This is a genomic window from Actinacidiphila sp. bgisy145, from assembly GCF_057708125.1.
In genome coordinates this window covers 94,417-107,067 of the sequence record NZ_JBYIRL010000002.1, presented here as the reverse complement: position 1 = coordinate 107,067, position 12,651 = coordinate 94,417, and the positions used below count along the sequence as shown (strand labels likewise).

Below are 12,651 nucleotides of genomic sequence, written 5' to 3'. Positions count from 1 at the left end.
CCCCTTCCTGCGCCTCCGGCGCTGGTCACGCCTCGGACGTCAGTCCGATCCGGAGCTGCGCCAGCGTACGGGTCAGCAGGCGGGAGACGTGCATCTGGGAGATGCCGACCTCCTCGCCGATCTGCGACTGCGTCATGTTCGCGAAGAACCGCAGCATGATGATCTGGCGCTCGCGCGGCGGCAGTTGGGCCAGCAGCGGCTTCAGCGACTCGCGGTACTCGACGCCTTCGAGGGCGCTGTCCTCGTAGCCCAGCCGGTCGGCCAGGGTGCCCTCGCCGCCGTCGTCCTCCGGCGGCGGGGAGTCCAGCGAGCTGGCCGTGTACGCGTTGCCGACGGCCAGCCCGTCGACCACGTCCTCCTCGGAGACGCCGAGGCAGGAGGCCAGTTCGGCGACGGTCGGGGAGCGGTCCAGCTTCTGCGACAGCTCGTCGCTCGCCTTGGTCAGCGCCAGCCGCAGCTCCTGGAGCCGGCGCGGCACCCGCACCGACCACGAGGTGTCGCGGAAGAAGCGCTTCACCTCGCCGACGATGGTCGGCATCGCGAACGTCGGGAACTCGACGCCGCGTTCGCAGTCGAACCGGTCGATCGCCTTGATCAGGCCGATCGTGCCGACCTGGACGATGTCCTCCATCGGTTCGTTGCGGCTGCGGAAGCGGGCCGCGGCGTACCGCACGAGCGGCAGGTTCAGCTCGATGAGCGTGTCGCGGACGTAGGCGCGGTCCGGGCTGTCGACCGGGAGCGCCGCCAGCCGCAGGAACAGCGAACGGGACAGCGTACGGGTGTCGATGGCATCGCTGTGCACAGCGCCATGCGCTACGTCAGCGTCGGTTGCGTCGGTACGAAGCACCTTGGGACTGCCCAACTGTACGGACATGCCACCCCCTTGAGGTCGCGGACGGGCGTCGCGAGCGACGGTTGTTCCTCCACTGGAATACCGGAGGACCGGCCGTCACAAACGCGCTATCCGCAGAATGTCACATGTCGGCAACACGCTGTAGCGTCATGTCGACTTATCTGTGCAGGTGGCTTGATCCCGTTGGGTTACGCTTCGATCTGATTTGCGGATCTGAGGCGGGCGAAGCTCCGCGACAGCAGCCGGGACACGTGCATCTGGGAAACTCCCAGCTCAGCACTGATCTGGGACTGTGTCAGGTTGCCGAAGTAGCGCAGCAGCAGGATGCGCCGCTCGCGCTCCGGCAGTTGCACCAGAAGATGCCGGACCAGGTCGCGGTGCTCGACGCCGTTGAGCGCGGGGTCCTCGTAGCCGAGCCGGTCCAGCAGCCCGGGGGCGCCGTCGCCCTCCTGGGCGGCCTCCAGCGAGGTCGCGTGGTAGGCGCGGCCGGCCTCCAGGCAGGCGAGCACCTCGTCCTCCGACAGCCGCAGCCGCTCGGCGATCTCCGCGGTCGTCGGCGAGCGGCCGTGCAGCACCGTGAGGTCCTCGATGGCGCCGCTGACCTGGACCCACAACTCGTGCAGCCGGCGCGGCACGTGCACGGTGCGCACGTTGTCCCGGAAGTAACGTTTGATCTCCCCGACCACGGTGGGCATCGCGAAGGTCGGGAACTGCACCCCGCGCTCCGGGTCGAACCGGTCGATCGCGTTGATCAGGCCGATCGTGCCGACCTGGACCACGTCCTCCATCGGCTCGTTGCGGCTGCGGAAGCGCGCCGCGGCGTACCGCACCAGCGGCAGGTTCACCTCGATCAGCGCGGCGCGCACCCGGCTGTGCTCGGGCGTGCCCGGCTCCAGCCGGGCGATCTGCTCGAAGAGCACCTGGGTCAGCGCGCGTGCGTCGGCCGCGTTGCTGTTCGGCGTCCGCGTCCTGCCGCGCGGATACGTCGTCGCTGGCGTTGACGCCGTACGGGCCGGCACCGGCACACCACACCCCTTATCGGTCCACTCCAGCCTGCTGCGACTGCAACATCCGGCGAACATCCGTCAAAGCGTCGGTCAAGAAAACGTCGGGCAAAGCGGTCATAGCATCACAATTCATGTGTGCTTTGTGCAAGCACCGCATATTGCCGTGTTGTACGAACGGTTGTACGTCGAGCGCGCGCCACCCGGCCGGCAGGGCATGGCGAAGCCCCCCGCCGCGGACGGCGAGGGGCCGGCAGTGAACAGGCGTGCGGTCAGATCTCGTAGTCGGCGATGACCCAGGTGGCGAAGGCGGACCACTGCGCGACCGCGGCCTGGTGCGCGGGGTGTTCGAGGTAGCGCGCCAGCGCGTCGGCGTCCGCGACCGTGGAGTTGATGGCGAAGTCGTAGGCGATCGGCCGGTCCGTGACGTTCCAGCCGCACTCCCAGGAGGCCACCTCCGGGATCTGCGGGCCGAGCTCGGCGAACGCCCGGCCGCCGGCGGCCACCCGCTCCTCGGCCCGGTCGACGCCCTCGTTCAGCTTGAACAGCACCAGATGACGGATCATCACCACTCCTCGCCTTGCCCGTGGCCGTCAGTTGGCCAGGTCGTGCATGAACTTCCCCAAGCTCTTGGCGGCGTTCGATATGCCGACGAACCCCACCTGGACGAGATCGGCCGCCCGAGCCGGCTGGTCGATGATCGTGTAGAGCACGAAGATCACCAGCACGATGACGGCGATCTTCCTCGCCTGCGCCATGCTCCTTGGCCTCCCCAGCAGCGACTCGGCCCAGCGGTCACACATGTGCAACTGCCGGATTCTATCCGCCGCATGGAGCAACCAGACGACCGGACTGCCTCATCATCCGAAAAAATGATGATGATTGCGAGGCATTCCCGCCGAGGGCCGAACGCGAACTGACCACCTGCCGGGGTCGGCAGGTGGTCAGTTCGTCCAGCTGTGGCGGTAGCGGTGGGATTTGAACCCACGGAGGAGTTGCCCCCTCACACGCTTTCGAGGCGTGCTCCTTAGGCCGCTCGGACACGCTACCGGGACTGATCCTAGCCCACCGGGGGCCGTGGTCAGAAATCGTTCGGCCGGAAGAAGCGGGTGAGGAGGGTCGCACTCGGCGCGGGCAGCACCTCGGCGACCACCTCGGGCCGGTGGTTGAGGCGGCGGTCGCGGACCAGGTCCCACAGCGAACCGGTCGCGCCCGCCTTCGGGTCGGGGGCGCCGTAGACCACCCGCGCCAGCCGGGACAGCACGATGGCGCCCGCGCACATGGTGCACGGCTCCAGGGTCACCGCCAGGGTGCAGCCGGTCAGCCGCCAGCCGCCCAGCGCGGCCGCGGCGCGGCGGATGGCGAGCACCTCGGCGTGCGCGGTCGGATCACCGGTCGCCTCGCGCTCGTTGCGGGCGCGCGAGAGCACCGACCCGTCGGGGGCCAGCACGACCGCGCCCACCGGTACGTCACCGGTGAGCGGGGCGTGCTCGGCCTCCGCCAGGGCGATCCGCATCGCGGGCACCCACGGGTCGCGTAGGACGTCGGGTGGTCCGGTGCCGGGGCCGGCACCGGCGGTCGGGTCGGTCAGCGGACGGCCTCCAGCACGTCGGCCGCGCCCAGGGCGTCGGCGATCTCGCCCAGGGCCTCCCCGGTCAGGGCGCCGTCCCCGCTCAGCGCGAGCAGGTCCGCGGCGCTCATCCCCAGGTCGGCCAGCAGGCCGGTCTCGCCCAGCGGGCCGACCGGCACATGGTCCTCCGAGAGGCCGGCCACGGCGTCCTCGTCGGTGTCGTCGGTGTCGCCGTCCTCGGTGCCATCGAGGTCGACAAGGTCGTCGAGGTCGTCCGCGTTCCCCGGGTCGCGGCCCAGCACCTCGTCGGTGAGCAGGATCTCCCCGTACGAGCTGCGGGCGGCGGCGGCCGCGTCCGACACATAGATCCTGGGGTCTTCCTCACCGTCGACGCGGATGACGCCGAACCAGGCGTCCTCCTGCTCGATGAAGACCAGGACCGTCTCCTCCTCGTCGCCGACCGTACGAGCCAGTTCGCTCAGGTCGGCGAGGGTTTCCACATCGTCGAGATCGGGTTCGCTCGCTTGCCAACCGTCCTCGGTGCGCGCGAGCAGTGCGGCGAAGTACACCGTGACTCTCCCACAGGTCTCAGGCCGTCCGGACCGGGTGGGCCCACCTTGCGGTTCATGAGGGTTCATGACGGTCCCACCCACTCGGCATCGTGGCAGAAACACCGGCGCTGCGAGAGGTCTTCGACACTGCGACGTGCCAGGACTTGGTCACTTCTGCGGAAAACCGCGATCTTGGCGGACCGCCGACCGGCCGCACGGTCACCCGGGAGCGTGCCGTGGTGACGTTGCGCACACCGCGGTCGCCGCGGGGCGGCGGGGCCGTCGGGCCGCCGGTTACAGTCCTCCCATGCGTCTCCACGTTGTCGACCACCCGCTGGTCGCGCACAAGCTGACCGCGCTGCGCGACCAGCGCACCGACTCGCCCACCTTCCGCCGGCTCGCCGACGAACTCGTCACGCTGCTCGCCTACGAGGCGACCCGTGACGTGCGCACCGAACAGGTCGACATCGTCACCCCCGTCGCCCAGACCACCGGGGTGCGGCTGTCCCACCCGCGGCCCCTGGTGGTGCCGATCCTGCGGGCCGGGCTGGGCATGCTCGACGGCATGGTCCGGCTGCTGCCCACCGCCGAGGTCGGTTTCCTCGGCATGGTCCGCGACGAGGACACCCTCCAGGCCACCACGTACGCCACCCGCATGCCCGAGGACCTCTCCGGCCGCCAGGTGTACGTGGTCGACCCGATGCTGGCCACCGGCGGCACCCTGGTCGCCGCGATACGGCTGCTGATCGAGCGCGGCGCCGACGACGTCACCGCCCTGTGCCTGCTGGCCGCCCCCGAGGGCGTCGAGGTGATGGAGCGCGAACTCGCCGGGCAGCCCGTGACAGTGGTGACCGCCGCGGTCGACGACCACCTCAACGGCCAGGGGTTCATCGTCCCCGGGCTCGGCGACGCGGGCGACCGCCTCTACGGCACGGTCGGCTAGCCGCCGCAGCGGCGGGGGCGGTTCGGCTCTCGGGGTGCAGGTCTTGGTGGTTCAGCTCTTGGTGGTGCAGGTCGGCTTGGGGGCCGGGGGGTTCGCCGCGGTGATCCGGGCCTCGGCCGCCTGCGCGGGCGTCGCCAGCTTCGCGAAGGCGTCGCCGATCAGCAGGTCGACGGTGGTGCCCTTGCGCGTGGGGTCGATCTTCACGGTGGAGCCGACGACCTGGGTGCCGGCCTCGCGGGCGGCGGCCTCGCCGCCGGGCCCGGAGACGATGAGCGCGGAGCCGGTGACCTTCGCGTCATAGGGGTCGGGCGCGTTCCCGAACTTCGCCACCTTGAAGCCGCGTGCGGCGAGCGCGTCCGCGGTGGTCTTCGCCAGCCCGCCGCGCGTGGTCGCGTTGAGGACGTTCATCGTGACGTGCGCGGGCTGCGGCAGCGTCAGCGGCTTGGCGGGCGTCGGGCTGGCCGTGGGAGTGCAGGTCGGACGGCTCGACGCGGCGTGCGCGGTGGTGCTCTTGCCCTTGCCGCCGAAGACGTCGAAGAGCTGCACAGCCCCCCAGCCGAAGAGGCCGAGGACGACGACCGCGGCGATCAGGACGGCCACGAAACGGCCGCGCCGCTTGGGCGGGCGCATCCGCGGATACGAGTTTCCCGTGACCCGGTACTTCCCGCCCATCCCGGAGGGGGTCAGCATGCTCATGAGCGCAGCGTAAGCGGATTGTCAGTCCATCTCCAGGACCCGGGCGTGCAGCACTTGGCGCTGTTGCAGCGCCGCGCGCACCGCCCGGTGCAGGCCGTCCTCCAGGTAGAGGTCGCCCTGCCACTTCACGACGTGCGCGAAGAGGTCGCCGTAGAAGGTGGAGTCCTCCGCCAGCAGTGTCTCCAGGTCGAGCTCCCCCTTGGTGGTCACCAACTGGTCCAGCCGCACGGGACGCGGGGCGACGTCCGCCCACTCGCGCGTGCTGACCCGGCCGTGGTCCGGGTACGGCCGCCCGTTTCCGATGCGCTTGAAGATCACACGGAAAGCCTACCGGCCCCGCTCGGCCGGGCGCAGCCTCGACGCAGGGATGGGCGCCTCCTGGGGCCTCGGATTTTGTTTTCCAGGTAAAACACTTGGTAAGTTTGTCCTATGAGCAAGGCCGCCCCCACCACTCCCAGGCCGCGCAGACTCCCCACCGCAGGAGTGCTGCGGCTGGGCCGGACATCCGACATCTGGTTCAAGCCCGCCGTCAGCGCCGTCGTCGCGTCGGCGATCCCCAACCTGATCCTGCTCTGCCTGGACCGGCTGGACCTGGCCATCTACACGATGGCCGGGTCGCTGTGCGCCACCTACGCGCACAACCGGCCGTACGCCAACCGCGCCAGGACCATGGTCGGCGTCATCCTCGGCATGGTCGCGGGCCTGGCCGCAGCCCTCGTCACGTCCTCGCTCGTCGACAGCACCATGGCGCTGATCACCGTCGGCGCGCTGCTGGCCGCCTTGCAGAAACTGCTCTGCGACGCCACGAGGATCGGCCCGCCCGCGCACGTGATCTTCACGTTCATCAGCTCGGCGGCGCTCTTCGTGCCGCAGACCATCGGCCAGGTGCCGGGCCACCTCGCCCTCACCGCGGGCGCGGCGGCCCTGGCCTACGCGGTGACGATGGCGCCCGGGCTGCTGCGCCCCCAGGGCCCCGAGCGGCGCGCGGTCCGCGGCGCCCTGCGGGCCACCGCCCGCTACGCCGGGCTCCCGGCCGGCGCCCCGGAGGCCGGGCCGGCCCGGGACGCGGCGGCCGCCGCCATCCAGATCGGCTGGCAGAACCTGCTGCTCAGCGGCGACCGCCGCACCGAGGACCGGCGGGCCCTGGAGCGGCTGCTGATCCGCGCCGAGATCGCGCTGGCCAGCCCGACCGCGGCCGACCCCGGCCTGCTCGCCGGGTGGGCCGACCGGCTGCGCGGCACCGGCGCCGTGCCGCGCCCGGCCGACCCCGCCCACGCCACCGACCTGCTCGGCGTCGAGGTCGAGCACGCCTTTCCGGGGCCGTCGCTGCTGCGCCGGATGCGGCCGGGCGGCCTGCTCCTCCCGGTCGCCGCCCGCACCTTCGCCGGGTGCGCGCTGGCCGGATACGTCTCCTTCGGCCTGGGCGTCGGGCGGCCCTACTGGGCGATCGTCACCGCCGCCGCGGTCTCCCAGGCCAACGTCAGCCAGTCCTGGCGCCGCAGCATCCAGCGGGTGGTGGGCAACCTGGTCGGTGTCCTGGTCTTCGTCGCGGTCACCCCGCTCACCGACACCGGTCCGACCGCCCTGGTGCTGGTCGCGCTGGCCTTCAACTTCGCCGCCGAGGCGTTCATGCCCCGCAACTACTGGCTGGGCAGCATCTGCGTGACGCCGATGGCCCTGCTGATCGTGCAGTTCTCCCGGCACCAGGCCCCCGGCGGGCTGCTCACCGACCGCGTCGTCGACACCCTGGTCGGCGCCGTCGTCGGGATGCTGGCCGCGATGGCGGTCGTCACCCGCCGCCCCAGCCGGATTCTCGCGGTGGCGCTGACCGGCGCCCGCACCGCCCAGCAGAACGCGCGGGACGTGCTGGCCGCACCGCACCCGGACCCCGCCGCCCTGGACGCGGCCCGGCGGCGGTTGACCTTCGCGCTGGTCGAGCTGCGCGAGCTGCGGGACATCGCGGCCGGCGAGTGGTGGCAGGCCCCGCTGCCCGAACAGGACGTGCTGGCCCTCCAGCGCAGCGGACACCGTACGCTCGCCGAGACGGTGCGCGCCCAGGGGCTCGGGAACGGCGGCGCCGCGGCGGACGGCGGAGGGGGCGGCAGGGCATGACAGCGGCGGCGAACGGCGGACCGGCGGGCGACACGGTGGCCGCGGTGGTTCGGCAGTGGCAGACCGTGCGGCCCGACCTGGACACCGCCCCGATGGAGGTCATCGGCCGGATCAACCGCTGCGCGGCGCTGCTCCAGCACGCGGAGGACGCCCCGATGCGCCGGGCCGGGCTGACCCGTCCGGAGTTCGACCTGCTCAGCGCCCTGCGGCGGACCGGCCGCGAGCTGACCCCCAGCGAGCTGGCCCGGGAGACCTTCGCCTCCGGCGCCGCCGTGACCAAGCGGCTGAAGGTCCTCGGCGAGCGCGGCTGGGTGGACCGCCGCAGCGACACCAGGGACCGCCGGGTCGCCCGGGTCCGGCTCACCCGCAGCGGCCGGGAGCTGATCGACTCGGTCATGCCCGACCAGCTGCGGTACGAGACCGCCGCGCTGTCCGGCCTGGCCGACGGCGACCAGCGGCAGGTCGCGGCGCTGCTGGGCGAGCTGCTGGTCCAGCTCGAAGGGCGGCTCGGGCTGCCCCGCGCCTGACCCGCGCCCGCCCCCGTACGGACCCCGCGGCCCCACCCCGCGTCGAATCGCCGATCGGGCGACCTGCGGGCAGGGTTGGACGTACGACCCGGAGGAGGGACCGCCGATGCAGCCCGAGGTTCCGGCGCCCGGCAGCGCGGTGTGGCAGGTGCTGCTGGAAGGCACACAGGCAGGGGTGGCGCTGCTCGGCCCCGACCTGCGGTACCTGTACGTGAACCCGGCGCTGGCGCGGATGAACGGCGTCGACGCCGAGGCGCACTACGGGCGGCGGATCGTGGACATCGTGCCCGGCGTCGACATCGACGAGTCCCTGTTCCGCGCGCTGCTGGCCGACGGCCGCCCGCGCGAGCTGACCTTCAGCGGGCAGACCCGGGCCGGCTCCACCCACGCCCGGCGGCACTGGCGGGGCTGCTGCCACCGCGTCACCGCCGCCGACGGCCGGGTGCTGGGCGTGGGCGTGGTGCTGCTGGAGGTGAGCGACGACCTGGAGGTGCGGCGGGAGCTGGAGCGCACCAGCAAGCGGCTGCTCGTCCTGGACGCGGCGGCGATGCGGATCGGCTCCACGCTGGAGATGGAGCAGACCTGCCAGGAGCTGGCGGACCTGCTGGTCGAGGTGCTGGCGGACGCCTCGATGGTGGAGGTGCTCTCCAGCGGCGAGCAGGACGGCCACCGCCCGCCGCCCGGCGGCACGGTCCGGCTGCGCCGGTCCGCGCTGAGCACCGGCCCGGCGCTGCGCGCGGTCGCGGCGGGTCTGGGCGAGGCCGGCGAGTACATCGACTGCCAGCCCGGCTCGGCGATCCCGCGCTGCCTGGAGACGGGCCGGCCGATCGTGCTGAACCTGCTCTCCGACGACGAGATGATCCGGCACGCGCCCACCACCGAGCACGTGACCTTCTACCGCGAGACCGGCATCCACTCCGGCCTGATCGTGCCGCTGGCCGCGCGCGGGCAGCAGCTCGGCACCGTGTCGATGGTCCGGGCCGGGTCGTCGCCCGTCTTCGACGACGAGGACGTGGCCGTCGCCGGCGCGCTGGCCGAGCGGGCCGCGATCAGCCTGGACAACGCCCGCCGCTACACCCGCGAGCACGGCATCGCGGTGGAGTTGCAGCGCGCGCTGCTGGCCGCGCCCGGCACCCCGAACCCTCGGGTCGACACCGCCACCCGCTACCTGCCGGCGGGCGCCGACGACCTGGTGGGCGGCGACTGGTTCGACACGCTGGCGCTGCCCGGCGGGCTGACGCTGCTGGCGATCGGGGACGTGATGGGCCACGGCGTCGGCGCCGCGGTCGAGATGAGCCACTACCGCTCCATGCTCCGGGTCGGCGCCGGGGAGGGCGACGCGCCGGACCGGGTGCTGCGCCGGATCGACCGGCTGCTGACGGCCGGGGGCGTGGAGCGGCCCGCCACCTGCCTGCTCGGCATCGCCGACCCGCTGCGCGGCGCCGCGTGGTTCTCCAGCGCCGGGCACCTGCCGCCCGCGCTGGTCGCGCCCGACGGGCGGGTGCGGCTGCTGGACGTGCCGCCCGGCCCGCCGCTGGGCGCGGAGCTCGGCGGCGGCTACGAGACGGTGCACGCGCCCTGGCCGCCCGGGCACACCCTGCTGCTGTACACCGACGGGCTGGTGGAGCGGCGCGGTGAGGACATCGACGCGTCGCTGGAGCGGCTGGCCGGGCTGCGGCTGCCGCCTGCCGAGGCCCCGGCGCGCGCGGGGCTCGGTTCGCTGGACGCGCTGCTGGCGCGGGTCGTGCACCGGCTCGCGCCCGCCGAGGCCGAGGACGACGTGGCACTGCTGGCGGCGCGGGCGGTGCCGGGCCGCGGGCCGCGCTGAGGGCGCCGGGCGGGGCGCCACGGGTGGAGCGCGTGGGGGCGGGCTGGGGCGCGTGGGGGAAGCGTTGGGGCGGTGTAAGGACCGAACTCCTGGCAGCTCGACCCTTACCGCGAGGCGGGGCGGTGTTGTTAGCCTCGAAGGTGCGAGCCGCTGGTGACCGGCGACCCCCGGGTCGGGGCATACCGAGGAGTGACCGCATGACCGAACGCAAGCCGCCGGGTGTGTCCTTCGAGACGTGGGCGGACCGGCAGATCCGCGAGGCGGAGGCGCAGGGCGCCTTCGCCGACCTGCCCGGCCGCGGCAAGCCCCTGCCGAACCTGAACGCGCCCTACGACGAGATGTGGTGGGTCAAGGGCAAGATGCGGCGCGAGGGGCTGTCCTTCCTGCCCCCCTCGCTGGCGCTGCGCAAGGAGGCGGAGGACGCCGCCGCCGCGGTGGCGCGGGCCCGCTCCGAGCGGCAGGTCCGACAGATCCTCACCGCGGTGAACGAGAAGATCGAGGCCGCGATCCGCCGCCCGCCGCCGGGCCCGCCGCTGAACCTGCGCCCCTTCGACGTCGAACAGGCCGTCGCGCGCTGGCACGAGGGCCGCGACGGCGAGGCGGCCGAGGCGGCGGACGGTGGAATCACAGGCGGCGGCAGCGGCACCGCCGCGCCGCGCCGGCCCTGGTGGCGGCGGCTTCGCCCGACGTGACGTCAGGACGCGGCCCGGGCGGGCGGATCGGGGCGCGGATCACGGCGCCCGCGGTGTTCCGGGCACCGGACCGCCCCTGATAGGCATGGCCCGTGCGCTTCGACTCCGTCCCCAAGCCTCCGTCCGTTGAGGCCCGGCCCCGCGACGAGCGCGGCTACCCGGTGCCCGCGATCACCCCGTGGCAGGACGAGCGGCCGCAGTTCGCGCTGACCGACCACGGGCGCAGCGCGGACTGCGCCCGGCAGCGGCTGTGCTCGGTGTGCGGCACCCGCATGCCGCGCGGCACCGTGTGGCGGGTGGTGGGCGCGGCGGAGGCCGAGGCGATCGCGGACGCGCGGGCGGCCGGCCGCCCGTACCGCAACCTCGCCCCCACCACCGAGGGCCCGGGTCACCGGGCGTGCATGCTGTACGCCTCGATGGTCTGCCCCTACCTGGCCCGCCCGGGCGGGCGCCGCGGCACCGACGCCGAGCACCCCGACGCCATGACGGCCCACGTCGTACGGGGCGCGGCGCGCGGGGTGCTGGGCGCGGTGGTCGGCTTCGCGGAGTACGAGTTCGCGGTCACCGATCAGCGGACCCTCTTCCGCTTCCTCGACGTGGTGGAGTTCCTGCCGCACCAGAACGCCGACACGCACCTGGCCGCGCTGCGGGCCGAACTCGGCGCCCGCAGCTAGCCGTTTCGGGGGCTCACGACGCCCGGAAGGCGGGCAGGCCCTGGTAGTCGGAGACCTTCGCCGGGCTGCCGGAGCCGTCGGCGGGCAGTTCCACGATGCCGTCCGGGGTGCGGGCGGCGATCGTCCGGTTGTCGGGGGAGAACGCCGGCTCGGTGTAGTCGGTGGCGGCGTCCGGGGTGAGGTCCTTGAAGGACGGGCCGCTGTTCGTGGACTCCTCCAGGAACAGGTGGTCGTGGCCGTCCACGGAGCGGACGAAGACCACGTCCTCGTTGCCGTCCGTGGTCATCGCCGGCTCCGAGCCGGAGGCGAGGACCGAGCCCTGCTGCCGCAGGTTGTCGTCGCGGATGTAGACCTTGCCGCTGTCGGGGTTGGCGTAGACCGCGGCGCCCTCGCTGCCGGCGTTCGGCCAGGTGTTGCCGGTGGTCGGCAGCGGGTCGGGGTTCTCGCTCGCCATCTCGTTGAGGCTGATCGGCTTCGGGGTGCCGCCGGAGGAGGGGACGGCCTCCAGTCTGGTGGTGCCGCCGGACCGCACGGCGAAGATCAGGTTGTCCAGCCCGGGCATGCCGGAGGACGCGTCCGCCTTGCGGGTCTGCCAGGTCGGGTGCGACCAGGTCTGCCCGCCGGGGTTCTTGGCCACCACCTGCCGGCCGGAGCCGTCGGGGTTGCTGACCGCGAGGTCGCCGTCGCCGTCGACGAACGCGGCCCGGCTGCCGTCGGGGGACCAGGTGAGGTCGCGCACCAGGGTGCCGAAGTCGACGCGGGTGCCGTTCATGACGACGTAGCGGCTGCCGTCGCTGATGGTCAGGCCGCCCTGGGCGGTGCCGTTGAGCCGCGAGCCGGAGCCGGCCGGGGCGGCGCTGACGGTCGGGCCGCCGGAGCCGGCCGGCGGCGTGGTGGTGGTGCCGTCGGCGGCTGGGTCGTCGGGCCCGCAGGCCGACAGCAGCAGGGCGGCGCCCGCGGTGAGGCCCGCGGTCAGTGCGACGGCTGCGGAGGTGCTGCGTCTGCGGCCGCGGCCGCGGCGGCTGGGCACGGACATCTCGGTTCCCCCATGAACGTGTGAGACGGCTGCTGCGGCCGACGGCACCGGCCGCTGTGAGGGAAGCGTGGCAAGCCGACTTCGCCGCACCGTGCGGTAGTTGTCACAGACCGGCAACACCTTGGCACGTCCGGTCACGGCGGCCGGAAGTGCTCGGCCGGACGG

Annotated in this window: 15 protein-coding genes and 1 tRNA gene; 6 read left to right on the top strand and 10 right to left on the bottom strand. The window is 73.2% G+C overall.

Features of this window, described 5'->3' with window-relative positions; all coding sequences use genetic code 11:
* Nucleotides 1–25 precede the first annotated feature (25 nt).
* The 7 genes from AC3ERT_RS02255 to AC3ERT_RS02225 all read right to left on the bottom strand — a co-directional run bounded on the left by AC3ERT_RS02255 (nt 26) and on the right by AC3ERT_RS02225 (nt 3,996).
* Nucleotides 26–874: an RNA polymerase sigma factor SigF gene (locus tag AC3ERT_RS02255; RefSeq protein ID WP_335971495.1), complete on the bottom strand. Its 849-nt coding sequence runs from the start codon at nt 872–874 to the stop codon at nt 26–28.
* 167 nt (nt 875–1,041) lie between these two features.
* Complete coding sequence (locus AC3ERT_RS02250; protein ID WP_435127840.1) at nt 1,042–1,872, bottom strand: RNA polymerase sigma factor SigF; 831 nt, start codon at nt 1,870–1,872, stop codon at nt 1,042–1,044.
* A 257-nt stretch (nt 1,873–2,129) separates the two neighbouring features.
* Nucleotides 2,130–2,423 (bottom strand): Dabb family protein, encoded by a 294-nt coding sequence (locus AC3ERT_RS02245; RefSeq protein WP_435127584.1) that lies wholly within the window; start codon nt 2,421–2,423, stop codon nt 2,130–2,132.
* Between the two features lie 27 nt (nt 2,424–2,450).
* Entirely contained in the window at nt 2,451–2,615 is a 165-nt protein-coding gene (locus AC3ERT_RS02240; RefSeq protein ID WP_435127586.1) for a hypothetical protein, read from the bottom strand.
* Between the two features lie 202 nt (nt 2,616–2,817).
* Nucleotides 2,818–2,907, bottom strand: a tRNA-Ser gene (locus AC3ERT_RS02235).
* A gap of 31 nt (nt 2,908–2,938) precedes the next feature.
* Nucleotides 2,939–3,373 (bottom strand): nucleoside deaminase, encoded by a 435-nt coding sequence (locus AC3ERT_RS02230; protein ID WP_335971487.1) that lies wholly within the window; start codon nt 3,371–3,373, stop codon nt 2,939–2,941.
* Nucleotides 3,374–3,444: 71 nt separating this feature from the next.
* Nucleotides 3,445–3,996, bottom strand: coding sequence for a tRNA adenosine deaminase-associated protein (locus tag AC3ERT_RS02225; protein ID WP_335971486.1), 552 nt, complete (start codon nt 3,994–3,996; stop codon nt 3,445–3,447).
* A gap of 289 nt (nt 3,997–4,285) precedes the next feature.
* Here AC3ERT_RS02225 and upp point away from each other — a divergent pair, with 289 nt between their 5' ends.
* The gene (gene upp, locus AC3ERT_RS02220; protein ID WP_335971484.1) at nt 4,286–4,921 is read left to right on the top strand and encodes a uracil phosphoribosyltransferase; all 636 of its coding nucleotides are present in this window, start codon (nt 4,286–4,288) and stop codon (nt 4,919–4,921) included.
* 51 nt (nt 4,922–4,972) lie between these two features.
* Here the strand turns inward: upp and AC3ERT_RS02215 are convergent, their stop codons facing one another.
* Together AC3ERT_RS02215 and AC3ERT_RS02210 are read right to left on the bottom strand one after the other, a co-directional pair.
* Entirely contained in the window at nt 4,973–5,617 is a 645-nt protein-coding gene (locus AC3ERT_RS02215; RefSeq protein ID WP_435127589.1) for a LytR C-terminal domain-containing protein, read from the bottom strand.
* A 21-nt stretch (nt 5,618–5,638) separates the two neighbouring features.
* Nucleotides 5,639–5,935, bottom strand: coding sequence for a type II toxin-antitoxin system VapB family antitoxin (locus AC3ERT_RS02210; RefSeq protein ID WP_222961733.1), 297 nt, complete (start codon nt 5,933–5,935; stop codon nt 5,639–5,641).
* 111 nt (nt 5,936–6,046) lie between these two features.
* Here AC3ERT_RS02210 and AC3ERT_RS02205 point away from each other — a divergent pair, with 111 nt between their 5' ends.
* The 5 genes from AC3ERT_RS02205 to AC3ERT_RS02185 all read left to right on the top strand — a co-directional run bounded on the left by AC3ERT_RS02205 (nt 6,047) and on the right by AC3ERT_RS02185 (nt 11,450).
* Nucleotides 6,047–7,729, top strand: coding sequence for an FUSC family protein (locus tag AC3ERT_RS02205; protein WP_435172393.1), 1,683 nt, complete (start codon nt 6,047–6,049; stop codon nt 7,727–7,729).
* On the top strand, nt 7,726–8,256 hold the full coding sequence (locus AC3ERT_RS02200) for a MarR family winged helix-turn-helix transcriptional regulator (protein WP_335971476.1): 531 nt from the start codon (nt 7,726–7,728) through the stop codon (nt 8,254–8,256). Before AC3ERT_RS02205 ends, AC3ERT_RS02200 begins: the two co-directional genes overlap by 4 nt.
* 106 nt (nt 8,257–8,362) lie before the next feature.
* The gene (locus tag AC3ERT_RS02195; protein ID WP_435127595.1) at nt 8,363–10,084 is read left to right on the top strand and encodes a SpoIIE family protein phosphatase; all 1,722 of its coding nucleotides are present in this window, start codon (nt 8,363–8,365) and stop codon (nt 10,082–10,084) included.
* Nucleotides 10,085–10,281: 197 nt separating this feature from the next.
* Nucleotides 10,282–10,776 carry a DnaJ family domain-containing protein gene (locus AC3ERT_RS02190; protein ID WP_435172392.1) on the top strand — a complete coding sequence of 165 codons (495 nt, stop codon included), beginning with the start codon at nt 10,282–10,284 and terminating at the stop codon, nt 10,774–10,776.
* 92 nt (nt 10,777–10,868) lie between these two features.
* Complete coding sequence (locus AC3ERT_RS02185; protein WP_435172391.1) at nt 10,869–11,450, top strand: hypothetical protein; 582 nt, start codon at nt 10,869–10,871, stop codon at nt 11,448–11,450.
* A gap of 13 nt (nt 11,451–11,463) precedes the next feature.
* Here the strand turns inward: AC3ERT_RS02185 and AC3ERT_RS02180 are convergent, their stop codons facing one another.
* Nucleotides 11,464–12,486, bottom strand: coding sequence for a hypothetical protein (locus AC3ERT_RS02180; RefSeq protein ID WP_435172390.1), 1,023 nt, complete (start codon nt 12,484–12,486; stop codon nt 11,464–11,466).
* Nucleotides 12,487–12,651 lie beyond the last annotated feature (165 nt).